The 23,635-nt window shown below is 65.0% G+C and carries 24 protein-coding genes; 17 read left to right on the top strand and 7 right to left on the bottom strand.

All coding sequences use genetic code 11. From position 1 onward, the window contains the following. Positions 1-18: 18 nt before the first annotated feature. Positions 19-1,230: an acyl-CoA dehydrogenase family protein gene (locus tag AC1U2B_RS12215; protein WP_260932972.1), complete on the top strand. Its 1,212-nt coding sequence runs from the start codon at positions 19-21 to the stop codon at positions 1,228-1,230. A 1-nt stretch (position 1,231) separates the two neighbouring features. Here the strand turns inward: AC1U2B_RS12215 and AC1U2B_RS12210 are convergent, their stop codons facing one another. Further along, complete coding sequence (locus tag AC1U2B_RS12210; RefSeq protein ID WP_480217002.1) at positions 1,232-2,059, bottom strand: SDR family oxidoreductase; 828 nt, start codon at positions 2,057-2,059, stop codon at positions 1,232-1,234. Positions 2,060-2,201: 142 nt separating this feature from the next. On the opposite strand from AC1U2B_RS12210, the gene AC1U2B_RS12205 reads away from it, so the two are divergent. From AC1U2B_RS12205 to AC1U2B_RS12175, 7 genes are all read left to right on the top strand, one after another. Next, on the top strand, positions 2,202-3,587 hold the full coding sequence (locus tag AC1U2B_RS12205) for an aldehyde dehydrogenase family protein (protein ID WP_480217001.1): 1,386 nt from the start codon (positions 2,202-2,204) through the stop codon (positions 3,585-3,587). Beyond that, on the top strand, positions 3,587-5,008 hold the full coding sequence (locus tag AC1U2B_RS12200; protein ID WP_480217000.1) for a wax ester/triacylglycerol synthase family O-acyltransferase: 1,422 nt from the start codon (positions 3,587-3,589) through the stop codon (positions 5,006-5,008). The genes AC1U2B_RS12205 and AC1U2B_RS12200 overlap by 1 nt, the downstream gene beginning before the upstream one ends. Beyond that, entirely contained in the window at positions 5,008-5,970 is a 963-nt protein-coding gene (locus tag AC1U2B_RS12195; RefSeq protein ID WP_480216999.1) for a PDR/VanB family oxidoreductase, read from the top strand. The genes AC1U2B_RS12200 and AC1U2B_RS12195 overlap by 1 nt, the downstream gene beginning before the upstream one ends. Beyond that, positions 5,967-7,205: a cytochrome P450 gene (locus tag AC1U2B_RS12190; RefSeq protein WP_480216998.1), complete on the top strand. Its 1,239-nt coding sequence runs from the start codon at positions 5,967-5,969 to the stop codon at positions 7,203-7,205. The genes AC1U2B_RS12195 and AC1U2B_RS12190 overlap by 4 nt, the downstream gene beginning before the upstream one ends. 2 nt (positions 7,206-7,207) lie before the next feature. After that, positions 7,208-8,752 (top strand): acyl-CoA synthetase, encoded by a 1,545-nt coding sequence (locus AC1U2B_RS12185; protein ID WP_480216997.1) that lies wholly within the window; start codon positions 7,208-7,210, stop codon positions 8,750-8,752. Between the two features lie 16 nt (positions 8,753-8,768). Then, a complete protein-coding gene (locus tag AC1U2B_RS12180; RefSeq protein ID WP_480216996.1) occupies positions 8,769-9,308 on the top strand; it encodes a TetR/AcrR family transcriptional regulator in 540 nt (179 codons plus the stop codon). Between the two features lie 85 nt (positions 9,309-9,393). Further along, a complete protein-coding gene (locus AC1U2B_RS12175) occupies positions 9,394-9,957 on the top strand; it encodes a TetR/AcrR family transcriptional regulator (protein ID WP_480216995.1) in 564 nt (187 codons plus the stop codon). 23 nt (positions 9,958-9,980) lie between these two features. On the opposite strand, the gene AC1U2B_RS12170 is transcribed toward AC1U2B_RS12175, so the two are convergent. Genes AC1U2B_RS12170 through AC1U2B_RS12155 form a run of 4 tightly spaced genes read right to left on the bottom strand, consistent with a single transcriptional unit; the run spans position 9,981 to position 12,456 of the window. Further along, positions 9,981-10,253 (bottom strand): cytochrome C oxidase subunit IV family protein, encoded by a 273-nt coding sequence (locus AC1U2B_RS12170; protein WP_480216994.1) that lies wholly within the window; start codon positions 10,251-10,253, stop codon positions 9,981-9,983. Positions 10,254-10,255: 2 nt separating this feature from the next. After that, positions 10,256-10,888, bottom strand: coding sequence for a cytochrome c oxidase subunit 3 (locus AC1U2B_RS12165; protein WP_480216993.1), 633 nt, complete (start codon positions 10,886-10,888; stop codon positions 10,256-10,258). Then, positions 10,872-11,615, bottom strand: coding sequence for a hypothetical protein (locus tag AC1U2B_RS12160; RefSeq protein ID WP_480216992.1), 744 nt, complete (start codon positions 11,613-11,615; stop codon positions 10,872-10,874). The genes AC1U2B_RS12165 and AC1U2B_RS12160 overlap by 17 nt, the downstream gene beginning before the upstream one ends. A gap of 43 nt (positions 11,616-11,658) precedes the next feature. Continuing rightward, complete coding sequence (locus AC1U2B_RS12155; RefSeq protein ID WP_071286646.1) at positions 11,659-12,456, bottom strand: SDR family NAD(P)-dependent oxidoreductase; 798 nt, start codon at positions 12,454-12,456, stop codon at positions 11,659-11,661. 184 nt (positions 12,457-12,640) lie between these two features. Here AC1U2B_RS12155 and AC1U2B_RS12150 point away from each other — a divergent pair, with 184 nt between their 5' ends. From AC1U2B_RS12150 to AC1U2B_RS12140, 3 genes are read left to right on the top strand one after another with little or no spacing between them, the layout of a single operon-like run. After that, positions 12,641-13,501 (top strand): SDR family oxidoreductase, encoded by an 861-nt coding sequence (locus AC1U2B_RS12150; protein ID WP_480216991.1) that lies wholly within the window; start codon positions 12,641-12,643, stop codon positions 13,499-13,501. A 20-nt stretch (positions 13,502-13,521) separates the two neighbouring features. Continuing rightward, on the top strand, positions 13,522-15,132 hold the full coding sequence (locus tag AC1U2B_RS12145; RefSeq protein WP_480216990.1) for a class I adenylate-forming enzyme family protein: 1,611 nt from the start codon (positions 13,522-13,524) through the stop codon (positions 15,130-15,132). Then, a complete protein-coding gene (locus AC1U2B_RS12140) occupies positions 15,129-16,856 on the top strand; it encodes a class I adenylate-forming enzyme family protein (protein ID WP_480216989.1) in 1,728 nt (575 codons plus the stop codon). The genes AC1U2B_RS12145 and AC1U2B_RS12140 overlap by 4 nt, the downstream gene beginning before the upstream one ends. Here the strand turns inward: AC1U2B_RS12140 and AC1U2B_RS12135 are convergent. Then, entirely contained in the window at positions 16,853-17,875 is a 1,023-nt protein-coding gene (locus tag AC1U2B_RS12135; protein ID WP_480216988.1) for an MBL fold metallo-hydrolase, read from the bottom strand. The two genes, AC1U2B_RS12140 and AC1U2B_RS12135, sit on opposite strands and share 4 nt — an antisense overlap. Positions 17,876-17,956: 81 nt before the next feature. On the opposite strand from AC1U2B_RS12135, the gene AC1U2B_RS12130 reads away from it, so the two are divergent. Then, a complete protein-coding gene (locus AC1U2B_RS12130; protein ID WP_480216987.1) occupies positions 17,957-18,826 on the top strand; it encodes an HpcH/HpaI aldolase/citrate lyase family protein in 870 nt (289 codons plus the stop codon). Next, positions 18,823-20,037: an enoyl-CoA hydratase-related protein gene (locus AC1U2B_RS12125; protein WP_480216986.1), complete on the top strand. Its 1,215-nt coding sequence runs from the start codon at positions 18,823-18,825 to the stop codon at positions 20,035-20,037. Before AC1U2B_RS12130 ends, AC1U2B_RS12125 begins: the two co-directional genes overlap by 4 nt. 1 nt (position 20,038) lies before the next feature. On the opposite strand, the gene AC1U2B_RS12120 is transcribed toward AC1U2B_RS12125, so the two are convergent. After that, positions 20,039-20,719 (bottom strand): TetR/AcrR family transcriptional regulator, encoded by a 681-nt coding sequence (locus tag AC1U2B_RS12120; RefSeq protein WP_480216985.1) that lies wholly within the window; start codon positions 20,717-20,719, stop codon positions 20,039-20,041. Positions 20,720-20,872: 153 nt separating this feature from the next. Between AC1U2B_RS12120 and AC1U2B_RS12115 the strand changes: the two genes are divergently transcribed. The 4 genes from AC1U2B_RS12115 to AC1U2B_RS12100 are packed head-to-tail and all read left to right on the top strand — an operon-like array spanning position 20,873 to position 23,630. Then, a complete protein-coding gene (locus tag AC1U2B_RS12115; protein WP_413784705.1) occupies positions 20,873-21,331 on the top strand; it encodes a MaoC family dehydratase in 459 nt (152 codons plus the stop codon). Further along, a complete protein-coding gene (locus AC1U2B_RS12110) occupies positions 21,328-22,068 on the top strand; it encodes an enoyl-CoA hydratase/isomerase family protein (protein ID WP_480216984.1) in 741 nt (246 codons plus the stop codon). Before AC1U2B_RS12115 ends, AC1U2B_RS12110 begins: the two co-directional genes overlap by 4 nt. Beyond that, positions 22,061-22,855 carry an enoyl-CoA hydratase/isomerase family protein gene (locus AC1U2B_RS12105; RefSeq protein WP_043390690.1) on the top strand — a complete coding sequence of 265 codons (795 nt, stop codon included), beginning with the start codon at positions 22,061-22,063 and terminating at the stop codon, positions 22,853-22,855. The genes AC1U2B_RS12110 and AC1U2B_RS12105 overlap by 8 nt, the downstream gene beginning before the upstream one ends. A gap of 1 nt (position 22,856) precedes the next feature. Beyond that, positions 22,857-23,630 (top strand): enoyl-CoA hydratase/isomerase family protein, encoded by a 774-nt coding sequence (locus AC1U2B_RS12100; RefSeq protein ID WP_480216983.1) that lies wholly within the window; start codon positions 22,857-22,859, stop codon positions 23,628-23,630. The last annotated feature ends 5 nt before the right edge of the window (positions 23,631-23,635 follow it).

Raw genomic sequence — 23,635 nt, 5'->3', positions numbered from 1 at the left:
ACTACCAACAGGAGCGACATGACATTCTCACTGCAGCTCAGCGATGACGTCATCGAGGTGCGTGACTGGGTGCACCAATTCGCCGCAGAGGTCGTACGCCCTGCCGCCGCGGAATGGGACGAACGGGAACAGACTCCGTGGCCGATCATCCAGGAAGCGGCCAAGATCGGGCTGTACTCACCAGAGCTGTTCGCCACCCAGGCCGCCGAGCCGAGCGGGCTCGGCATGCTCACCGTGTTCGAGGAGTTGTTCTGGGGTGACGCCGGTATCGCGCTGTCGATCATGGGTACGGGTCTGGCCGCCGCCGCCTTGGCAGGTAACGGAACTCCTGAACAGATAGGTCGCTGGCTGCCGGAAATGTTCGGCACGGCTGCGGATCCGAAGGTCGCGGCCTTCTGTTCATCTGAGCCCGACGCCGGCTCCGACGTCGGGTCCATCCGGGCCCGGGCCCGGTATGACGAGGCCACCCGTGAGTGGGTGCTCAATGGAACCAAGACCTGGGCCACCAACGGTGGCATCGCCAACGTGCACATCGTGGTCGTGTCGGTGTACCCGGAACTCGGGTCGCGCGGCCAGGCCAGTTTCGTCATCGGACCGGACACCAAGGGCTTGACCCAGGGCCAGAAGTTCAAGAAGCACGGCATCCGGGCGTCGCACACCGCCGAGGTGGTGCTCGACAACGTGCGGCTGCCGGAGGATGCGATCCTCGGCGGCCGGGAGAAGTTCGAGGCCCGAGTGGCTCGGGTGAAGTCGGGTGCGTCGGCGGGCGGCCAGGCCGCGATGAAGACGTTCGAACGGACACGTCCGACGGTCGGCGCGATGGCAGTCGGGGTGGCCCGGGCCGCCTACGAATATGCCCTCGAATATGCCTGCCAGCGTGAGCAATTCGGCAAGAAGATCGGTGAATTCCAGGCCATCGCTTTCAAGCTGGCGGACATGAAGGCCCGCATCGACGCCGCCCGGCTGTTGGTGTGGCGGGCCGGCTGGATGGCGCGCAACAATGTGCCGTTCGAAAATGCCGAGGGCTCGATGGCGAAACTGGTGGCCAGCGAGACCGCCGTGTACGTGACCGACGAGGCGATTCAGATTCTCGGCGGCAACGGCTACACCCGTGACTATCCGGTCGAGCGGATGCACCGAGATGCCAAGATTTTCACCATCTTCGAGGGCACCAGTGAGATTCAGCGGTTGGTCATCTCGCGGGCGGTGACGGGTCTGACGATCCGCTGAATTACGACTCGTCGATGCGGTGCTGGTACTCGGCGCGGGCTTTCGGGTCGAAGTCGAGGAAGGTGCTGTATGCGCCCAACTGCGTGTTGATGGCATCGCGCAGCCGGCGCCCGATGAGGGGCTGCGTGCGCAGGATCGGTCCGATGACCTTGGGCACGAACACATCCGCAGTTGGCCGTGCGACGGCATCCACGATTGCCTGAGCGACATCTTCGGGCTGCGCTGTCGGGATGAACTTCAGGCCGGCGGTCCCGGCGATGAGCTCGGTGTTCGTGAATGACGGCATCACGCAGGTGAATTGCACGCCCGTATCGGCATATTCGACGCGGGCGGTCTCGGTGAGCGCGATGACGGCGGCCTTGGTGCCGCAGTAGGTGAGGCCGCCGGGCACCGGCGTCTTGCCGGCCGACGAGGCGATGTTGATGATGTGGCCCGAGCCGCGTTCCACCATGGCCGGCAGCGCCAGGTGCATGCCGTTGATGCAACCCATGACGTTGATCTCGACGGCGCGACGGTGCCTGTCGGCGGACTGATCGAGGAACCGCCCGATCGGCATGATCCCGGCGTTGTTGATCAGCACGTCGAGCGGGGCGTCGGCCGTCGCCTCTTTGTGGAACGCCGCGAAGGACTCGTAGTCGGAGACGTCGACGGGGTAGGCCTCGGTACCCGGGCCGACGAGGCCGGCGGCAGCGGCTGCCGACTCGTTGTCCAGGTCGCCGATCACGATGGTGGCTCCGCGCTGGTACAACGCCCTGGCGGTGGCCAGACCGATGCCGCGGCCGGCGCCGGTGATCGCGATCCGTCGTCCACGTAGGGAAGTGGCGCTCATGGGTGATTCCTCTCGTCGTTCCGGTTCAAATGTAGGTCCACATATATTTCCCGCGCAAGAGGTCTTGACTGTCATATATAACGTAACTTACATTTCAAATGTCGCGTGGGCGGTACGGAATCTGACGAAGGTGGTGAAGCGAGTGGTTGGTTCAACGGCGTACGAGCAGGAGACCGCGGTGGTCGACACGCTGCGCAAGGTGTTCGCTACCGGTCGCACGCGCGAGCTGTCCTGGCGGATCGACCAGCTGCGCGGCATCGAGCGACTGTGCGAGGAACGTGAGCAGGAGATCGTCGAGGCCCTAGCTGCCGACTTGGGCCGCTCGGCGTTCGAGGGTTGGCTGGCCGACATCGCCTCCACCAAGGCCGAGGCGGCCTACGCGCGTAAGCACCTCAAGAAGTGGATGCGCCGACGTCCTGTCGGTCTGCCGCTGAGCCAACTACCGGCCAAGGGCTGGGTGCAGTACGACCCGCTCGGCGTGGTGCTGGTCATCGGCCCGTGGAACTACCCCTTCTATCTGAGCGTCAGCCCGCTGGTCGCCGCCGTCGCCGCCGGCAACTGTGCCGTCGTCAAGCCCTCCGAACTTGCTCCAGCGACCTCTGCGCTCCTCGCCCGACTGCTGCCGCAATACCTCGACCCCCAGGCGATTCGTATCGCTGAAGGGGACGGCGCGACGACCCAGGCGCTACTGGCTCAGGGTTTCGATCACGCGCTGTTCACCGGCGGCACCGAGGTGGGTAGGAAGATCATGGCCGGCGCGGCGCCGACGCTGACCCCCGTCACGCTGGAGCTGGGCGGCAAGAGTCCGGTCATCGTGACTGCGGACGCCGACATCGACGTGGCAGCCCGGCGCATCGCCTGGGTGAAACTGCTCAACTCGGGGCAGACCTGCATCGCGCCGGACTACGTACTGGCCGAGCGAGCCATCGCGGGCGAACTCGTGGCCAAGATCGCCGAAAACGTCGAACGATTCCGGTCGGCCGAGCCGAACACCTCGCAGCGAATCGTCAACGACCGTCAGTTCGATCGGCTCGCCCAGTTGATCGGCACGACGACCGGCACCGTGGTGATGGGCGGCGGCTCCGATCGATCGACGCTGCGCATCGAACCCACCGTCATTCTCGATCCCGCGGCGGACGATCCGGTCATGGCCGACGAGATCTTCGGCCCGATCCTGCCGGTGATTCGCATCGGCTCAGTCGACGCGGCAGTGCGATACATCAACGCCAAGCCGAAACCCTTGGCGCTGTATGTGTTCACCGAGTCGACGGCGCAGGCACGGCACATCATCGACGCGGTCCCGTCCGGCGGCGCTGTCGTCAACCACATCGCGATGCATGTGTTGGTGCCGCAGTTGCCGTTCGGTGGCGTGGGGGCCAGCGGCATGGGTGCGTACCACGGCCGGTGGGGATTCGAAGCGATGAGTCACCGCCGCGCCGTGCTGGCCAAGCGCAGCAGTCCGGACCCGCAGATGTTCTACCCGCCATACGGCCGTCTGGCGAAGAAGCTCATGCGAAAGGTGTTCTGATGCGACGCCTTTCGAGCCTGGATGCCCAGTTCCTGGCAGCAGAAACCCGTACTTTCGGCTCGCACTACAGCGGGCTGGCCATTTTCGAAACCGGTGACAGCACGACCATCACCGCCGCAACGATGCGGAGCCGGGTGGCGGCCTGTATCGATCAGCTTCCGCCATTGCATTGGCAGGTGGTGGAAGTTCCGCTCGGGCTTGATCATCCGGTCTTCATCGAGGCGGACGTCAACCTGGACGATCACATTTTCGAGTCGACGCTGCCGGAGGAGGCCGACGACGAAATGCTGGGCCAGGCGGTGGCCGACATCTTGTCGACGCGCCTGGATCGCGACAAGCCGTTGTGGCGGCTGGACGTCATCCACGGCCTTCCCGGTCGCACTGCTGTGGTGATCACGCTGCACCACGCGGCTGCCGACGGGATCGCGGCAAGCGAAGTCCTGGCCGCGATCCTGGACAACGCGGCGTCGCCGGAGCCCGCACCGCGACGCCGGTCGGAAGCTGCGCCAAACCCGTTGGGGCTGGCCGCTCGTGGACTGGCAGTGCTCCCCGTTCGTGGGGTTCGAGCGCTGCTGGCCGCGCCGCAGACCTTGGCACACCTGGATCAGGTGCCGGCCATCCGTGCGCTGCCAGGAATACACACCCTGGCGCAGACGGTGCGCCGCGACGGAGCTGCGAAGCCTCTCAACGCACCGCGAACTCGGTTCAACGTGAAACTTTCCGGCGCTCGGACCGTGGCATACGGGACGGTGCCGTTCGGTGAGATCAAGGCGTTGAAGGCGCATTTCGGGATCACCGTCAACGATGTGGTGATCGCCTTGTGCGCCGGCGCGCTGCGGCGCCGACTCACCGAGACCGGCGATATGCCGACGGGGCCGCTGGTCGCCTACATTCCGGTATCGAAGCGGTCGCCCGATGCGCGGGATCGTTTCGGCAACGCGATCAGTTCCATCATCGCGCCGGTGCCGGTACACCTGCCGAAACCTGTTGACCGACTGCGTTTTGCGCACGAAACGATGACGGCGGCGAAACAGCGGACCAGCGACGCGCCGGACACCCTGCTCAGCGACGTGAACGATCCGATTCCGGTACCGATCTTCGGGATCGCCGCGCGTGGCCTGATGGAACTGACCTCATCGCGATTCGCCCGGCCGCCGATCAACATGGTCATCTCCAACGTGCCCGGCTCGCCGTCCGCGATGACGTGCGAGGGGGCTCCGCTGGTGGCGACCTACCCGGGCAGCCTCGTGTTCGACGGCTTCGCCCTCAACATCACCGTGGTCAGCTACCAGGACGGTCTCGACATCGGAATCGTTGGTGATGCAACCGCTTTGCCGGATGCGTGGGACCTGCTGGCGGATTTCCGCAGCGAATTGGACGAACTGTCTGCCTTGGTCGATACAGAAAGGAGTGTGCACTGATGTCTGCGACGGACGTCGAACTGGTGGTGCGGCGGCGGGAGACAGCTGCCGATGGCGTGGTGACCCTGGACCTCGTCGAACCCGATGGCAACGAACTGCCCGCGTGGGAGCCCGGCGCCCACATCGACCTGCTGCTCGACGAGGGCCTGGTGCGTCAGTACTCGCTCTGCGGTGATCCGCGCGAGACCGGCACCTGGCGGGTCGGCGTCCTGCTCGACCCGAACAGCCGGGGCGGATCCCAGCATGTCCACGCGCACCTGCAAGAAGGCTCCGCTGTCCGGGTTCGCGGACCCCGCAACAACTTTCCGCTCGTAGAGGCGCCGAGGTACCTGTTCATCGCGGGTGGCATCGGTATCACGCCGATGAAGGCCATGGCCGAAAGCGCGGAGCGCGCGGGCCTCGATTGGTCCATGCTCTACCTCGGCCGCTCGCGGTCCTCGATGGCCTTTCAACAGGAACTGCAGGACACCTACGGTGACCGCGTCACGGTGTGGGCCGACGACGAGCGCGGTGGATTCTTCGACCTGGCCTCTGCGCTGGCGGAGCCGTCGGACGGCGCCGTGATCTACAGTTGCGGGCCGGAGCCGCTGCTCGCGGCAGTCGAAAAGCATTGTGCGCATTGGCCGGACGGCAGCCTGCATGTCGAGCGGTTCACCGCCAAGGCGCCGGCCGCCGAAACCCTCGAGCAGGCGCTGGACACCTACCAGGTGATCTGTCAGCGCTCGGCCATCACCGTCGAGGTGTCGGACGGCGTGCCGATGCTGGAAGCGCTCGAGGACGCCGGCGTTCCGATCATGTCCTCCTGCGGCGAGGGCGTGTGCGGCACCTGCCGGGCCACCGTCCTGGAAGGCACTCCCGATCACCGCGACTCACTGCTCACCGACGCCGAACGTGCGTCCGGAGACGTCATCCTGCCCTGTGTTTCCCACTCCCTATCCGGAAAGTTGGTGCTTGACCTATGACCGTTCAATCCGACATCGATCTGGCCACAGTCGATCTCACCGACCTGTCGTACTTCCAGGACGGGCCGCCGCATGAGTTGTTCGCGCGCATGCGTAAGGAGGCGGGTCCGCATTGGAACGCGCTCACCGACGCCGACGAACCCGGTTTCTGGTCGTTCACCAAATACGCCGACATCCAGGCGATCAGCAGCAACTCCGAACTGTTCTCCTCAGCCCGGGGTGGGGTCTTCTTCACCGCCTCCATGGGCGCCGCACCGATCGAGGCGCTGCGCGAAGTGATCCTCGGGATGGACCCGCCGCGGCACACGCAGCAGCGCATGGTGGTGCAGGCGGTCTTCACCCCACGGATGATCCGGCAGATGGAAGCCGAGGTCCGTGCCACGGTGGCCCGGCTGATCGATGACGTAATCGAAAGAGGTACCTGCGACTTCGTCGAGGAGATCGCTGTCGAGCTGCCTCTCATCGTCATCGCCGACATGCTCGGCGTCGTGCAGGAAGACCGCCGGCAGCTCTTCGAGTGGACCAACATGCTGTCGCGTGCGGCGGCGACCGGTGATTCCCAGATGGGCATGGGCGCCCTGATCCAGATCGGTGGTTACCTGACGGCGCTGACTGCCGCGCGCAAGGAAAACCCCGGCACGGATTTGTTGTCGCGGATGCTGACCGCCGAGGTGGACGGCGAGCGCCTGTCCGAAGCCGAGATCACCTTCTTCTTCGCGATTCTGATGTTCGCGGGCAACGACACCACGCGCAACACCGCCTCGGGCGGCCTTCGTGCGCTCATCGAGAATCCGGCGGAGCGGCAGAAGCTGCTCGACGACCCGGAACTGATCCCCGGCGCCGTCGAGGAGATGCTGCGCTGGGTGTCGCCCGTCGTGTACTTCACCCGCACCGTCACCGCCGACACCGTCGTCGGCGGGCACGCGCTGAAAGAGGGTGAGCGCGTGTGCCTGTGGTACCCGGCCGGCTCCCGCGATCCGGAGAAGAACGAGGACCCCGAGACGTTCAACGTCTCGCGCGGCAAGATGCCGCACATGGCGTTCGGCGGCGGCGGAGCGCACTTCTGCCTCGGTAATCAGTTGGCACGTCTGGAATTGCGGGTGTTGTTCGAGGAGCTCCTGCGCCGCATCCCGGACATGGAGATCACCGGCCCGGTGAACCGGCTGGTGTCGACGTTCTCCAACGAATTGACCTCGATGCCGGTCACTTTCACGCCCGGCAGCAGGGAAGGCTGACGATGTTCCCAGGGACGCACGCACTGACGACGCCCGACAAGGCGGCCGTCATCATGGCTGAATCAGGGCGCATCGTCAGCTACCGCGAACTCGATGACAGCTCGCGCCAACTCGCCGTCGCATTGGCTGATCTCGGGCTCGTCAAGGGTGACGTCATTGCGATGCTCAGCGACAACGCCGCCGAGTGCTTCACCATCTACTGGGCGGCCCTGCGGTCTGGGCTGTACCTGACCGCGGTGAACTTCCATCTCACGGCCGACGAGGTCGCCTATATCGTCGACGACTGCGAAGCCAAGGTGCTGATCGCCGCCGGTGGGCTGGGCGAGTTGGCCGAGCAGGTGCGGGTCCTGGTTCCCGGTGTCGAACACGCCTACAGCTTTGGTGGCGATCTTGCCGGATTCGGCTCGTACGCAGACCTTTTGGCGTCAGCCGGTGACCGAATTCTCGCCGACCAGCCGCGCGGCAGCGACATGCTGTACTCGTCGGGCACCACCGGTCGTCCGAAGGGGATCAAACCGCAGCTGCTGCCGATTCAGGTAAGCGAGCCGGGAGACCCGATCACCGGGCTGCTGAGCACTGCGTTCGGCGTGACCGCTGATGATGTCTATCTGTCTCCTGCGCCGATCTACCACGCCGCACCGCTGCGCTGGTGCGGCGCGATCCAAGCGCACGGCGGCACCGTCGTGGTGCTGGAGAGGTTCAAGGCCGACCGCGCGCTGGCCGCGATTCAGGAGTACCGGGCGACCGCCATCCAGGTGGTGCCGACGATGTTCGTGCGGATGCTGCAAATGTCGGACGAGGAGCGCACGTCGTACGACCTGTCGAGTCTGCGCTTGGCAATCCACGCTGCCGCGCCATGTCCCCCCGATGTGAAGCAGGCGATGATCGATTGGTGGGGACCGATTCTCGTCGAGTACTACTCGTCGACGGAGGCGTGCGGGTTCACCGTCATCAACTCCCACGAGTGGCTGGCCAAGCGCGGATCCGTCGGCCGCAGCATGCTGGGGCCGGTCCACATCTGCGGTGACGATGGCGCTGAATTGCCGGTTGGCGAACCAGGATTGGTGTACTTCGAGCGTGACGTTCGTCCGTTCGAATATCACAACGATCCGGCCAAGACCAAGGAAGCCGAGCATCCGGCGCACTCGAACTGGACGACAGTGGGAGACATCGGCTACATCGACGCGGACGGTTATCTCTTTCTGACAGACCGGAAGTCGTTCATGATCATCTCCGGTGGGGTGAACATCTATCCGCAGGAAGTGGAGGACGCACTCGCGTTGCACCCGTCGGTGTTCGATGTGGCCGTCATCGGGGTACCGGATCCGGCCATGGGTCAGCAAGTCAAGGCGGTGGTCCAGCTGCGCGAGGGGGTGGAGCCCAGCGACGAATTGGCCGAGCTGCTCATCGCGTACTCCCGGAGCAAGGTGGCGGCGTTCAAGACGCCCAAGACCGTCGACTTCGTCGAGAGCCTGCCACGTACGCCGACGGGAAAGCTGGTCAAGCGGACGCTGGTGCAGCGATACGCGGCCGCTCCGGCCGGCTGATGCGATGAGGCGAATCGTGAGCGTCGACGATTACTTCGACGCGGCGATCGAACTGCTTGTGACGGAGGGGCCGGGCAGCATCAAGGTCGGCTCGCTGTGTTCGTCGTTGGGCGTGACGACTGGGTCGTTTTATGGTTACTTCCGGGGGCTGGAAGATTTCGTCGCAGCGCTGCTGGCTGCCCGTTTGTCGACCCAGAACCGGCGACTGGCCGAACTGACCGCCAGTCGTGTGTTGCCCGAGATGCGGATGGCGCAGCTGCGGGAAGTCGCGCGGGATGTTCCGCACCACGCCGAGGCCGCGTTGCGGACCTGGGCGGCAGGCAATCGGGCCGTGGCACGGCTGCAGCAGCGCCTCGACGAGGAGCGGGTTGCCACTCTCGTCGAATTCCTTCGTCCCATCGTGGTCTCGCCCGAGGTGGCGGCGCGGCTCGGCGACTTCGGGATGGTCTTCCTGATCGGGTGGCAACATCGTCACGCCGGCGCCTGCGGCCCGGAGTTCGACGTCATGTTCGACCACTTCGAGGCAGCCATACGCCAATCCGCATGGGCTGGGTAGCTGCACGTCGGCCGCAAATGTAAGGATCATTACATCGAAACCGGCGCAGAGCCGGTGACTTGTTGAACCGGCGGGAGGAATTGCCGTGCGCCTCTTGGTTACACGTGAGCAGTATTTCGACGCAGCCATGACGTTGTTGGCCACCGACGGCGTCGGCAAGCTGAAGATCGCCACGTTGTGTGGGGCCCTCAATGTCACGACCGGATCGTTCTACGGGTACTTCGGCAGTCTCGACGGATTCGTCGCCGAATTCCTCGCCTATTGGGAAGAGACCCAGACTGAGCGGTTGGGGCAGTTGGCCGGCGTACCAGGAGATCTCGCCGCGCGAGTCCACCTGCTGAAGCGCCTGACCGCAGGGCTTCCCCATTCCGCGGAAGCCGCGATACGTGGCTGGGCCCATTCCGACGCTCAGGTCGCAGCGGCCCAGAAGCGGGTGGACGACCGTCGCATCGACATCGTCACCAACCTCCTCGCACCCGCCGTCGGATCGCGCCGGGAAGCAGCGACCCTGGCGATAATGGGTGTGACACTGCTGATCGGGATCCAGCAGTGGCGTTCACCGGTGACCACAAGGGATTTCAACCGCATCTTCAACGAATATGAAAAGGTGCTGTTCGCTCGGATGACCGGCGACGAGACCATCGCGTAGCGGCCCGGTCGGTCGGCTCGCCTTCAGGCCAGCAGATACATCACCGACAGCACCCCGAGCAGTACGAGGCAGAAGAACTCGAATAGGCCACGCAATGCCCACGGTGCCGCGCGAAGCTCCATGAAATAGAGGCCGACCAGGCGTGCCTTGAAGATGGCCACCACGAAGATCGCCAGGCTCGCTGCCACGTGCGCGCCGCCGCTCGCCGTCTGACTTCCGATCACCCATTGGGCCAGTGTCAGCGCAACGAGAACCGCCCAGGCCAGCGACGCCCTGCTCAGTACCAGAGTCGCCATGATCAGTGCACCAGGAAGACGAGTGGAAAGATGATGAGCCACAACAGGTCCACCATGTGCCAAAAACACCCGCCGCCCTCGAAGATCGCAACCTGAGTTCGCGTGGTCTCGGTTTTGCGCGCGAGCCGCCACAGCACCAGCAGCACGATCAGTCCGACGATCACGTGGACGAGGTGTAACCCGGTCAGCGCGAAGTAGTAGAGGAAGAACTCGTTGGTGTTCGGCGTGATACCTGCCGCGACCTTTGTGCGGTACTCGATGACCTTTGCGATCACGAAACAGGAGCCCACCAGTGCACCCGCCAAGGTGAGGCGGGCGGCCAGGTGTCGAAATTGCGTACTTCGCATCGCCCTGACCGCCAATACGATCAACATGGAGCTGCAGAGCAGCACCAGTGTGTTGGCCACTCCCAGAGTCCGGTTCAGGGCCAGTTGAGACTCCGCGAACAGCGCCCGGTTGTGGCTGCGGCTGTTCAGGTACGCGCCGAACAACATCGTGAAAAGCAGCATGTCGCCGAAGATCAAGACCCAAACCCCTTGCTCGCCAGGCACATGTTTGGCGGGTGGGCAGGGGTGCGCGGTCGGTTCGGCCGGCCGAGGACGCGTCGAGACGCTGCCGTCAGGCAACTCCGGCACCTTCGAGCTCTCGGTCTTCGGCCTCCAGTCGCTGCAATGCCGCGCGGGTCAACGGCACCATGGCAAAGAGGTAGACGAAGAACATGACGAAGACGAGCCAGAAGGTGATCAAACCCTGCCACGCGAACGGCCCACGGGTCATGAACGAGATCATCGTCGTCGAGATGAACGTCGCACACGTGAAGAATCCCACCCAGGCGATCCACGACGGGAACAGCGGCTTTTGCCGCTTGTCGGTCAGCATGGCGAAACCGATTGCGCCCCATTGGATGGCGAAGATCATGAATGGCGGGTCGAAGATGAACCAGCCGAGGTCATACAACATCTGAATGTTCTCGTTGGATCGGACACCCGGGCGAAAGGCCGCGGTCATCCAGCAGATTGCCGGTCCGAGCAAGGTGATCATGGCGACCGCGCCGCTGATCGCCTGCAGCTGCGGCAGAACGCTCATGGAGTCTTTCTGCATGCGCTCCATGAGCTTGGACATGGCGATGGTCCAGGTGAGATAGAAGGGAATCGACAAGAACATCAACACCATGCCGATGCGGATGTCGACACTGTTGTCCCGGAAGTAGGTGCCGATCTGGTCAGCGGAGAGGTAGGCCTCCGGTGGCGGAAAGAACCCGCCGAATACCGCGAAGCCGAGCAAGCTGACGATGCAGAGAAGCAGGATCGAGTAGTTGCACAGGTGCAGAACGCGATAACTGGTACGACGTGCTGGGTTCATGGTGGCACTCCTTGTTGAGGTGGCAGAGGTCAGCGCTGTGCGGTCAGGGCATCGTGTAGCCGCCGCTGACCGAGATCAGCTGCCCGGTCACCTGTCGTGCGGCGAAGGGGGACGAGAACCATGCCACCGCGCGGCCGACGTCCTCGGCCGTCGTCAAGCGGCGCATCGGGGTGTCCTTGAGCATGAACTCGATCTGCTTGGGGTTGAAAACGTCGTCCTGCCCGACCGCCCACAGACTCGAGGCGCCGATGGCCTCGGGTCCGTCGGGCATGACGAGCCCGGGGCAGACGACATTCGAGCGGATCCCGTGCCGCCCGTGTTCACGTGCGGTGGTGCGGGCCAACGCCACCATGGCGGCCTTTGACGCGCCATAGACGCCTTGCCGAATCTGTCCGAAAGCGGCATCGCTGGCGATGAAAACGATCGACCCGCAGCCGGCGTCCCGCATCGGACCGATCGCAGCCTGGGTGGCCGCCAGCGCGCTGAAGAAGTTGATCTCCATCGTGCGTTGCCATTTCACGCGGTCGGTGTCGGTGGCCACGAAGCCGGGGACACTCCACCCCGCATTGTTGACCAGGACGTCCACGCCACCCCAGGCATCGACGGCGCGGCCGACGGCCGACTCGGCGCTACCGGGCACGGTGAGATCGGCTATGACCACTTCGACCTCCGCGGCGCCGAGCGCGAGCGCCTCGGCGCGAACGCGCTCGGCCTGCGCCGCGTCGATGTCGTTCAGCACGATCCGGGCGCCCTCTGCGGCGAAGACATGCACGATGCCCCGACCGATGTTGGAGGCCCCGCCGGTGATGACCACGCGGGCGTCCGCCAGTCCCAGGTCCACGACGATCCTTTCTGACCACGGTGTTCGCTCCGTGGATTTAATTCAGAATAGAAATTGGGATTAGATTTGTCTACTAGTCAATCTGGTCGATCGCCTATGCGGGGCGCATGACATCGACCTTGACGCTCCAACACTTTTGAATCTAGATTCAATAGTGAGTTCAATGGACCAGAGGGAGCAAGTCGTGGCAGGAGTGCAGGACAGGGTCATCGTCGTGACGGGTGCGGGAGGCGGGCTGGGGCGTTCGTATGCCCGATTCCTCGCTGCACACGGCGCACTGGTCGTCGTCAACGACCTTGGGGGAGCGCGGGACGGTTCTGGCGCCGGGACTTCGATGGCCGACTCGGTTGTCGACGAGATTCGCACTGCGGGTGGGCGGGCCGTCGCGGACTATTCGTCGGTGGCCGATCCGGACGGAGCGGCCGAAATCATCCACACCGCCTTGTCGGAGTTCGGTGCTGTTCACGGCGTCATCAGCAATGCCGGCATTCTGCGCGACGGTGCCTTCCACAAGATGACGCAGGACAACTGGGACGCCGTCATGCAGGTCCATCTCTACGGCGGCTACCACGTGATCCGGGCTGCCTGGCCGCACCTGCGCGAACAGAACTACGGACGTGTTGTGGTGGCGACGTCGACCAGCGGTCTGTACGGCAACTTTGGTCAGGCGAACTACGGGGCGGCCAAAGCCGGCCTGGTCGGACTGATCAACACCCTGGCAATCGAGGGCCGAAAGTACGGCATCACCGCGAATGCCGTTGCGCCGCTGGCGGCCACCCGGATGACCGCCGACATCGGGTCCGCAGAATTGCTCGACAAGCTCGACCCGGAGCTAGTTGCGCCGGCGGTCGGGTACTTGGCATCTGCGGAAAACACCGACACGGGTTCGGTTTTCGTCGTCGGCGGTGGGCTCGTGCAGCGAGTGGCGCAGTTTCAAAATGCCGGTGTCAGTTTCACCTCGGCACCGGACCTCGCGACGATCACGGACCGGTGGTCGGAGATCAACGACATGTCCGGGGCGACCCTCGGCAGCAATCCGGTGTGAGCGGCGGCTCGGTGGCAGACATGACGCTGACGGAGTCCTACTGGCCGGCCGACCACAGTGTGCCACTCGTCGATTTCACCGTGGGTGCGCTACTGGCTGATCGTGCTGCGCAGTACCCGGACCGCGAAGCGATCGTGGCCTTACGGCACGGTACCGAGAATCTGGCCCGGCTGACCTATCGCGAATTGTTCGACGAGGCGCGCCGGGTGGCCACCGGCCTACGGCGTATCGCGCAGCCCGGCGACTACGTGGCCCTATGGGCGCCCAACGTCCTGGAATGGACAACCATCCAATATGGTGCCGCGTTGGCCGGCGTGGTGCTCGTCGCACTCAATCCGGTCCTGCCGGCCGCCGACCTCGAGTATGCGTTACGCCATTGCGGCGCAGTCGTATTGCTGCACGCCGACACCAGTCGCGGCTACGCCATGGCGGAAGTCGCAGGGGAGGTGTGCGACAGAATTTCGGGGCTGCGCCGAATATCGTTGTCGGACAGTGCCGTCTGGCGACCCGATGACATCGACCACGACGTCATCGCACGTGCCCCGGTTGATCCGGACCGCCCCGTCATGCTGCAGTACACATCGGGCACCACAGGGCGGCCGAAGGGCGTTGTGCTCACTCATCACGCGCTGGTGAATGTGGCGAAGTTGACGATGGAGGCCGCTGGAATCGGCACGGCCGCCGTATGTGTGAACCCGTTGCCGTTGTTTCATACCGCCGGATGCGTGATCGCGACCCTCGGGCCGCTGTGGGTGGGTGGCACCGCGATCGTCTGCGAACGATTCGTCGCGCATGCGGTCCTCGACACACTGCGTGCCGAGGAAGCCTCGGTGCTGTTCTACGTGCCGACCATACTCAGCGCACTGCTGGCTGCGCAGGAGGTCAGTCGGCAACGACCGCCGCCATTGCGCGTGATCATGGGCGGTGCCGCTATGGTGTCCCCGCACTTGATCGACAGCGCCGCAGCAGTTTTCGGGGCCGGCGTGTTCAATCTCTACGGGCAGACCGAGCTGGCCCCCGTGCTGACAATGACCCGGCCGACGGACACCCGGGACGAGCGGCTGTCCACGGTCGGCCGACCGTTGCCTCAGGTCGACTGCAAGATTGTCGATCCGGAGACCGGATGCACCGCACCCGTCGGCCAGATCGGGGAGATCTGTGCTCGGGGCTATCAGCAGTTTGTCGAGTATCTGCACGACCCCGATGCCACCGCGCGTGCACTCGACCCGGACAACTTTGTCCGCACCGGCGACCTCGGCACCATGGATTCGCGCGGATTCGTGTCTGTCACGGGCCGCCTGAAGGAATTGATCATTCGCGGCGGTGAGAACATCGCTCCGGCGGAGATCGAATGTGCCGTCGCTGCCCACGACGACGTGAGTGAGGCCGTCGCGGTGGGTGTCCCCGACGAGCGGCTCGGCGAGATCGTCGCCGTGGTGTGTCGGTTGACCAACGCCGCTCACGTCGGTCTCAGAACCGATCTGGTCGATCATGCGCGCGAACGCCTGCCCGCATACAAACTGCCGGCCCGCTGGTTCGTCGTCGACACGTACCCGACCACGGCGACCGGCAAGGTGCAACGCCACGCGCTGACAGCGGCGATCAGGCGCGGTGAACTCCACGAACTATGAGCGATACCAAGGCGATAGCGGCCCGGCGCGACGAACTGCTCGCGCGCTTTCCCGTATGGCGTGAACGCACACTGGATGGCTGGCTCGATGACTGCGCTGCCCGGTATGCCTCGCGCCCGTTTGTGCTGTCCGATGATGATTGCCTGACCTATGAGCACGTCGCAGTCGAATCGCGGCGGTTGGCGGCGGGTCTGATGGCACTCGGGGTGCGACCGGGCGACCGAGTTGGCCTGGTCATGGCCAACTATCCGGAATTCGTGACGGTGAAATTTGCGATCGCCCGGGTCGGAGCCATCGCGGTGCCGTTCAACTACCTGTACCGCCGCGACGAATTGGCCTTCGTGCTCGGTGATTCCGGGTGCCGGGTGTTGGTCACCATGACCGGTTTCGGGGACCTGGACTATCAGTCGATGTTGGACGACATCGCTCCCGGCTGGGATCACGACGGTTTTGCGGGTCGCGCCGATTCGCCGGACTCGCTCGCCGCGCTGCGTCACGTTGTCGTCCTCGAAACCGACCGCCCGCGCCGAGCGGGCGCGCGGTCGGTGGCAGACCTCGCCGAGCTGGGCGCGGACACGGCGGATCATGTGCTCTCCCAGAGCGATCCGCGCGCCCCTGGCGACATCCTCTACACCTCGGGAACGACGGGGTCGCCCAAGGGCGTGGTCACCTCACACGACGGTGTTCTGCGTACAGCATTCGCATCTGCGCTGACGCGCGCATATGAGGATGGCCGGCGAATCCTGTTCTCGTTGCCGTGTTATCACATGTTCGGTTACGTCGAGGGTCTGCTATCGGTGATGTTCGTGGGTGGGGCCGCGGTCTTGCAGCAGAGGTTCAGTGCCGAAGGCTATTTCCGAGGCATTCAGCATCACCACGCCACCGACATCCTCTGCGTGCCGACGATGGCAGTGGCCATGGTGGAGAGCCCGGCTCGGTCGAGCTTCGATCTCTCCTCGCTGTCTGCGATCCTGTGCGGTTCGGCGCCTGCACCGATCTGGTTGTGGCAGCGGATCGAACGTGACTTCGGTGTGAGTGAGATCGTCACTGGCTACGGGATGACCGAATGCGGCGGTGCCATGACTCTCACGTTGCCTGAAGACGCGCTGTCGTTGACCTCGGAGACGGTCGGTCGTCCGAAACTGGCCGGCGCCGCCGGTGTCGCGGGCACCGACGCGTTGGTCACCTACCGGGTGGTGGACCCCACCACCGGTGCCGATGTCGAGGCCGGCGTCGATGGGGAACTGTTGTCGAGCGGGCCGTCCACCATGCTCGGATACTGGAACCGTGCCGCCGAAACATCCGCAGCGCTCCGCCTGGGCTGGTTGTGGTCGGGTGACCTCGGCTGCCGGCGCGCAGATGGCTACCTGCAGGTCACCGGCCGCAGTAAAGACATGTACAAGAGCGGCGGAGAATTGGTGATGCCCAGGGAGATTGAAGATCTCCTCGCCGATCACCCCGACATCAGCCAGGTCTTCGCGATCGGATTGACCGATGATCGCTGGGGCGAGATCGGTTGTGTGGTCGTGGTTCCGGTGCCGGGCGGAGTCATCACCGAGCGGGAGGTCATGGCGATCTGCCGCGACAACCTCGCCCGCTTCAAGGTGCCGAAACGCGTGGTGTTCTACCGCGCGGACCAGCTGCCGACGACCCTGACCGGCAAGGTGCAGAAGTTCCGCCTCGTGCAGCAGTTGCGTTCTGGCGGTGCCGCGTTCACTGACTAGGCGACGGCGAACACGGTGACACCCGCTTCGGCCCGACTGGACAGCAGGTGTTGTGTGGCAAGCAAATCCAGATGAGCGGCGACCTCGAGCACAGCCGTCATCTGATGCACGACGTCGAGCTCGTCGAGTGTGCGAACGCGGCGGGTCCAGCGCATCTGCGTCGCAACGTCGAACGCTGTGGACGAGCCGGCGGCCACGAATTCGGCGACGCGCGCCAGCCGTTCGCGGTGATGATCGAGCAGTTCTTGGGCGCGATCGCCGGTGCGCCGGTCCGCTGGGCCGTGCGCCGGCAGCATCCGGGACTGCGGCAGTTGGAGGAACAACCGCAGCGAGGACAGGTAGGACCGCAGAGGCAATGCCTCGGGCGCTCGTTCGAAAGCTAGCGAGGGTGTGATCCGGGGCAGCAGATGGTCGCCGGTGAACACCATCTGGTGGTCGACGTCATCGAAGACCATGTGTCCGCGGGTGTGGCCCGGAGTGAACCGTGCGACGACCGACGCACCGCCACAGTCGATCACATCACCATCCATCAACCACCGGTCCGGCGGCGTGAACGCGACACCGCGTTCGTACGGTTCCCACGCCAGCTCTTCGACGGCACGTGCGAGGTGGGGTGCTCCGCTGGTCCTGAGCATCCCGACCTGCGTCGGATGAACGCCGGCCAGCGCCGAGAAGGCTTCGATGCTGTGCCGCTCTTCGTATCCCAGCATCAATTCCGCGTCGTAGGTGCCGCTCCATCGCAGGGCGAGCGAATAGTGGTCCCAATGTTGGTGGGTCACCAGGATTTGTCTGACGTCGGACGGTCCGGCATCGATCCGGCGGAGAGCATCGATCAATACGGCTTCGGAATGCGCGTAATCCCAACCGGGGTCGATGAGGGTGACACCGTCGCCGCCGAGAATGAGGTACGCGTTGACCGACGTGAGGTCGGGCAGCGGCAATGGCAGCGGCACCCGGACCACGTGATCGGCGATCAGTTCGTGCGGGGACCCGACACCAGAGGTACTCAGGGCAGTCATCTCGGCGTCCTCCGGGTGGTTTCATGTGCAACAAATTTAATTTAACACAGATTTGAAAATGGTGTTAGGCTGCGCGTCACGATGGAACGACGCATTGAGAACCTCGGTTGCGCACGCAGTGTGCTGTTCGTGCCGGGCGATCGTCCCGACCGATTCGCCAAGGCCGCCGCATGCGGGGCCGATCTCGTCGTGCTCGACCTCGAGGACGCGGTGGCGCCGGCCGCGAAGAGTGCTGCTCGTGACGCGGTGGATCGATGGCTCGGTACCGGACGGCAAGCCGTCGTCCGGATCAACGGGACCGGCACCCCGTGGTTTGACGCCGACGTCGCTGCGGCGTCGGCGCACCACTGCGCCGTCATGTTGCCGAAAACCTCCAGCGCGGACCATGTCTCGACGGTTGCGCGCCGGCTGCCCAGTCGAATCCCGTTGATCGCGCTCATCGAGACGGCGTCGGGCGTCCTGGCGGCCGGGGAGATCTGTGCAGCCAATCGGATCGCCGCCGTGGCTTTCGGGAGTATCGATCTCAGCGCGGAACTCGGCATTCGTCCCGACGACCGACAGGCACTGCTTCATGCGCGCAGCTCTGTCGTACTCGCGGCCGCTGCCGCGCGGCGGCCCGCACCATGGGACGGGGTGACCACTGCCGTGCACGACGACGAGGCGGTCCGCGACGACGCTGCCCACGCCGGGCAATTGGGGTTCGGAGGCAAGCTCTGCATCCACCCCCGGCAGGTGGCGATCGTCAACGCTGAGTTCCAGCCCTCGTCGGCGGAACAGGCCTGGGCGCACCGCGTCCTGGACGCTGCGGCGGTCGGCGGGGGAGCGGCATGTGTCGTCGATGGCTGCATGGTCGACAAGCCCGTGATCGACAGGGCTGTCCGGCTCTTGGCGCGGGTCCGCAACGACGAACCGCTGCCGTCGGGCGGCCAATTGGAAGGAAAACTGCATTGACCGGGACTGACTCCACATTGACCGCCAATGCCGATGCCGCGCAACGGTTGTACGAGGCATTGCGCGGGGGCGACCGAGACACGCTCGCAGTTCTGTTGCATCCGGAGTTCGTCGGCCACACCACAGCGGGACTGCCGCTGGACCTCGGTGGCGAGCACTCGGGGCCTGACGAGATGCAACGGGATTTCTGGTGGCGGATCGGGCGTCACTACGTGGCAGAGGCGCATCCCGATGAGATGCGCCGCCTGGATGACGGACGACTGTTTGTGCGGGGCCGGTACCGCGGCCATGGCCGCGCGTCGGGTAACCGGCTGGAGGCCGAGTTCGTTCACGTCCTGACGTTCGCCGCAGATGGCACGATCGTGCGGTTGGATCAGCTCACTGACAGCGCTTCCTGGATTGCCGCGTTGGAAGCGGCCGCCGAGCCATCGGTGATCGACTACGCCGTACGCGACGGCGTCGCGACAATGTGCCTCAACCGGCCCGAGGCGCGCAACGCCATCGACATGCGGATGGGTGAGGAGACCCTTCGGGTTGCCCAGCAGATCGCCGAAGATTCCGCCGTGCGGGCCGTGCTCATCTGCGGCAACGGACCTGCGCTGACCGTCGGTGGCGATATCGACTATTTCGTGAGCACACCCCCCGATCGATTCGGTTCGTTGTTCGCGCGCATGACCAGCCCGTTTCACGAAGCGTTCCGGATACTGAGCCGAATCGACGCGCCGATCGTGACCGCGGCGCATGGCGCTGTCGCCGGCGGCGGCCTCGGTTACGTATATGCCGCCGATCTCGTCGTCGCCGCCGAAGGCACGAAGTTCGTGACCGGATTTGCCGACCTCGGCCTTTCCGGCGATGGCGGTGGCACGTGGCATCTACCGCGTCTGATCGGTGCGCGACGAGCTGCCGAGGTGTATCTGCGCAACACCCCGATCACCGCGGCCGACGCATTGCGCTGGGGGATGGTCAATGCGGTGGTTCCCGCAGACGAACTACGTTCGCGCGCAACACAACTAGCTTCAGAGCTGGCGTCTGGACCCACGCGTGCCTTTGGGCGCATGCGGGCGTTGCTGCGTGAGACCTGGAGCCGTGACCTGTCCGAGCAGCTACTGGCAGAGACTGAGTCGATGCGAGAGTTGGGCGGAAGCGCCGATGCCGGCGACGCCATCACCGCGTTCGTCGCGAAGCGAAAGCCGCGCTTCACCGGCAGATGAGTTACTTGGCGCGTTTGTGACGCGGCGATACGTCCTCGTCGGCGCCGGGTGCGGCGATCGCGTTGCGGACGAAGGTCGTCGCGTTGCGGACGACCGAGTCCACGGACCCGCGGCGGGGTGTCCACCATTCGGCAGCCCAGTTGAGCGATCCGATGATCAGGAGCTGAGCGACGGTGAGATCAAGGTCGTCGCGCAGCTGGCCCTCTGCATGGGCCGCCCTGAGGAGCTTGCGCCAAATGGCGGAGTAGGTGGCTTCCTCCGCCAGCTGCCGGGCCCGCAGGTGCTCGGGGACCTGACCGCTGTTGCGGATCGACGCGGTGGCGTAGTCGGACAGCTCGAGTTCGTGGCGCAGGTGTGTCTCGACGGCGACGAGAATCCGGTCCAACGGCGCAGTTTCGGAGGGCAGCTCGTCGAGCACCGACTGCAGATGTCGCGCCATGTCGGCGATGCCGCTCCACATCACCTCCTCGATCAGATCTTCGCGCGAGGGGAAGTAGTAATAGATCGCCGGCGCCTGAAGTTCCGCGTGCTCGGCAACGTCGGTGAGGCGAGTGCCCGCATAACCCTTGGTACTCAGTACGTGCGCTGCGGCATCGAGGATGCGCCGACGGGTGCGCGCTGACTTGGAGTCCGCGTCACTGCCGTCTTCCGACGCCAGAGCTTGGGCCGATTTTCTAGCCATCGTTCAACTATATGGGGAACGGCGGGCAAACGTTCCCCAGGGCACGCGGACGGTTGCTCCTGCCGGTGTCCAGCGCCTGCCGGTGCCTCGAAGCGTCATTGACCAATTCCCAAGTTTTAATCTATATTCAAAAGTAAGAGAGGTACGGAGGTGATGTGCGTGAAGGTTTTTCGGAGCATCGAGGAATTCGCGGCAGCCGAGGGGACGTCGTTGGGTCCCACCGATTGGCTGACGATCGATCAGGAGCGCGTGAACAAGTTCGCCGATGCGACAGGCGATCATCAGTGGATTCACGTCGATCCGGAGCGGGCCGCGCAGGGACCATTCGGCACCGCGATCGCCCACGGTCTACTGACCCTGTCGCTGACGCCGGTGCTGGTTCACGATCTCTACACCGTTGAAGGTGTGCAGATGGCGGTGAACTACGGCTACAACAAGGTGCGCTTCGTCTCGCCGGTGCCGGTCGGTTCGAAGATCCGGGCTGCTGCCGTGGTCGGACCGGTGACCGTCGTGCCCGGCGGTGTCCAGGGGCAGCTCACGACGACCATCGAGATCGAAGGCTCCGACAAGCCGGCGTGTGTCCTCGAATCCATTGCGCGGTACTACGCGTGACGAAGCCGGTTCTGCTCGAGGTATCCGGCAAGGTGGCCACCGTCACCTTGAACCGGCCCGAGCAGCGCAACGCCATCACCGTCGCCCTCGGGGCTGCGTTGGAAGACGCGTTGCACGAGGCCGCTGCCCTCGCTGACGTTGTCGTGGTGCGCGGCGCCGGCGGGAACTTCTGCGCAGGAGGGGATTTCCATGAGTTGGGACGTCTGCGCGCGCTCGGCCGCGCTGCGATGGCCGAGCTCTTCGACAACTTCCGGCGTGCCTGCGCGATCATCGAAACGCTGCCCGTACCGGTGATCTGCGCGGTCGAAGGTTTCGCGACCGCCGGAGGCTTCGAACTCATCCAGGCAGCCGACATCGTGCTCCTGCACGAAAATGCCGTGCTTGCCGACATCCACGCGAAGTTCGGTCAGATTCCGGGTGGCGGCAGCACGCAGCGACTGCCGCGACTGGTCGGCCGGCAACGAGCACTCGCCCACATTCTCACCGCCGACAGCCTGACGGCCGCCCAAGCACTCGACTGGGGACTGGCGTACCGCGTGTTCGCGAGTGACGAATTCGACTCGGCCGTAACAGCCTTTGCCGAGCGGCTGGCGACCAGGGACCGCATTGCGCTCGCGCGCAGCAAGGCCCTGATCTACCAGGGGTTGCGGCAACCACTCGATGAGGGGTTGGCATTGGAGCGCGAGGCGGTGCTGGACCACGTCGCGGTGACCGGAACAGGGGTCGGGCGTGGCTGAGCAATTGGTGCTTCTCGACGTCGCGGACGACGGCGTCGCGCGGTTGCGGCTGAACCGGCCCGAGGCTGCCAACGGCATGAATGTGCCTTTCCTGCAGGCGCTGCACGCTGTGATCATGCAATGCCACGGCAATCCCGCCATCCGCGCCGTGGTCATCACCGGCGAAGGCAAGAACTTCTGCGCCGGCGGCGACGTTCGAACATTCGCGTCCAAGGGTGAGGCGCTGCCGGATTACCTGCGCGAGGCCACCGCATGGCTGCAGCTGGCCGTCGATGCACTGCTCCAGCTGCAGGTACCGGTAATCGCCGGAGTGCACGGATTCGCCGCGGGCGGGGGCGGATTCGGGCTGGTCTGCGCATCGGATTTCGTCATCGCCACCGAGTCCGCGAAGTTCATGTCGGGTGCGGTCCGTGTCGGGATGGCGCCCGACGCCGGTGTATCGGTGACCCTCACGCAACTTGTCGGGCTCCGCAAGGCCATGGAGATCGTGCTCACCAATCCGACACTGTCAGCACAGCAGGCCCTCGACATCGGCCTGCTCACCAAGGTCGTGCCCGACGACCAGCTCGGTGATGAATTAACTTCCTTTGCAGCACAATTCACCGAGATGGCGCCCAAGGCTGTGGGTGCGACCAAGCGGCTGATGTGGGGAGGCGTGGGCGCCGGCGTGGTGCAGCGACTGGGCGAGGAGGCTCGCACCGTGGCCGAGCTGTCCGGCACCGCGGACTCGCGTGAAGGGCTGGCTGCCGTCATCGAGCGGCGGCCGCCCCGGTTCACCGGGAAATGACATGGACGACGTTGTAACGACCTCTGACCACGGGCACACCCGGGTCATCACGCTGAATCGGCCCGACCGGCGGAATGCGATCGACATACCACTGCGCGTGGCGCTGGCCGATCATCTCGAAGATGCCATGGCCGACACCAATATTCGGGCCGTGGTGCTGACGGGTGCGGGCGCGAGCTTCTGTGCCGGCGGTGACATCTCGACCATGCGCCGGATGCCAGAGACACAGAGCCGGCCGCGTGCCGAAGCCGCCGCCCGAGTGGTGCGGGCCATCTGGACCGGTGGCACGCCGGTCGTCGCCGCAGTGGAAGGAGCCGCGTTCGGCGCCGGTGTCTCGCTGGCGCTGGCCTGCGATCGAGTGGTCGCCGCCGAGGATGCGGTGTTCTCCACGGCCTTCACGGGTGTCGGCCTGGCCGGCGACATGGGCATTTTCGCATCACTGCCCGCACGGGTCGGTCCGGCAAAGGCGCGGCAGCTGATGCTGTTGCCACAGAAGCTGTCTGGCGCGGAAGCCTTTGAGCTCGGCCTCGTCGATGCGCTCGTGCCGTCGGGCTCGACGCTGACATCGGCACTTGCTGACGCCGAGCGAATCTCGGCACTCGCGCCCCTCGCGGTTCGCGAGATCAAAGGGGCATTGACCCGTTGGCCCGTTGCGCCGCTGGCGATGCTCGACCACGAGGTCGACGTGGCAGTTCGCCTGTTCGACACCGAGGACTTCGACGAAGGCGTCGCCGCTTTCCATGACCGCCGTCCGCCCCGATTCCGGGGCTGCTGAGGAGA

This window comes from Mycolicibacterium sp. P4_G11 (genome assembly GCF_056555145.1).
Note: the sequence above shows the minus strand (reverse complement) of the source record. Positions and strands in the feature narration are given on the sequence as shown.

What these genes read in the sequence shown, in the direction of transcription:
- AC1U2B_RS12140 (WP_480216989.1), top strand. Translation starts at nt 15,129, where the DNA reads ATGAGCGATACCAAGGCGATAGCGGCCCGGCGCGACGAACTGCTCGCG.
- AC1U2B_RS12135 (WP_480216988.1), bottom strand. Translation starts at nt 17,875, where the DNA reads ATGACTGCCCTGAGTACCTCTGGTGTCGGGTCCCCGCACGAACTGATC.
- AC1U2B_RS12130 (WP_480216987.1), top strand. Translation starts at nt 17,957, where the DNA reads ATGGAACGACGCATTGAGAACCTCGGTTGCGCACGCAGTGTGCTGTTC.
- AC1U2B_RS12210 (WP_480217002.1), bottom strand. Translation starts at nt 2,059, where the DNA reads ATGAGCGCCACTTCCCTACGTGGACGACGGATCGCGATCACCGGCGCC.
- AC1U2B_RS12115 (WP_413784705.1), top strand. Translation starts at nt 20,873, where the DNA reads ATGTGCGTGAAGGTTTTTCGGAGCATCGAGGAATTCGCGGCAGCCGAG.
- AC1U2B_RS12200 (WP_480217000.1), top strand. Translation starts at nt 3,587, where the DNA reads ATGCGACGCCTTTCGAGCCTGGATGCCCAGTTCCTGGCAGCAGAAACC.
- AC1U2B_RS12145 (WP_480216990.1), top strand. Translation starts at nt 13,522, where the DNA reads ATGACGCTGACGGAGTCCTACTGGCCGGCCGACCACAGTGTGCCACTC.
- AC1U2B_RS12160 (WP_480216992.1), bottom strand. Translation starts at nt 11,615, where the DNA reads ATGAACCCAGCACGTCGTACCAGTTATCGCGTTCTGCACCTGTGCAAC.
- AC1U2B_RS12190 (WP_480216998.1), top strand. Translation starts at nt 5,967, where the DNA reads ATGACCGTTCAATCCGACATCGATCTGGCCACAGTCGATCTCACCGAC.
- AC1U2B_RS12170 (WP_480216994.1), bottom strand. Translation starts at nt 10,253, where the DNA reads ATGGCGACTCTGGTACTGAGCAGGGCGTCGCTGGCCTGGGCGGTTCTC.
- AC1U2B_RS12215 (WP_260932972.1), top strand. Translation starts at nt 19, where the DNA reads ATGACATTCTCACTGCAGCTCAGCGATGACGTCATCGAGGTGCGTGAC.
- AC1U2B_RS12120 (WP_480216985.1), bottom strand. Translation starts at nt 20,719, where the DNA reads ATGGCTAGAAAATCGGCCCAAGCTCTGGCGTCGGAAGACGGCAGTGAC.
- AC1U2B_RS12195 (WP_480216999.1), top strand. Translation starts at nt 5,008, where the DNA reads ATGTCTGCGACGGACGTCGAACTGGTGGTGCGGCGGCGGGAGACAGCT.
- AC1U2B_RS12185 (WP_480216997.1), top strand. Translation starts at nt 7,208, where the DNA reads ATGTTCCCAGGGACGCACGCACTGACGACGCCCGACAAGGCGGCCGTC.
- AC1U2B_RS12100 (WP_480216983.1), top strand. Translation starts at nt 22,857, where the DNA reads ATGGACGACGTTGTAACGACCTCTGACCACGGGCACACCCGGGTCATC.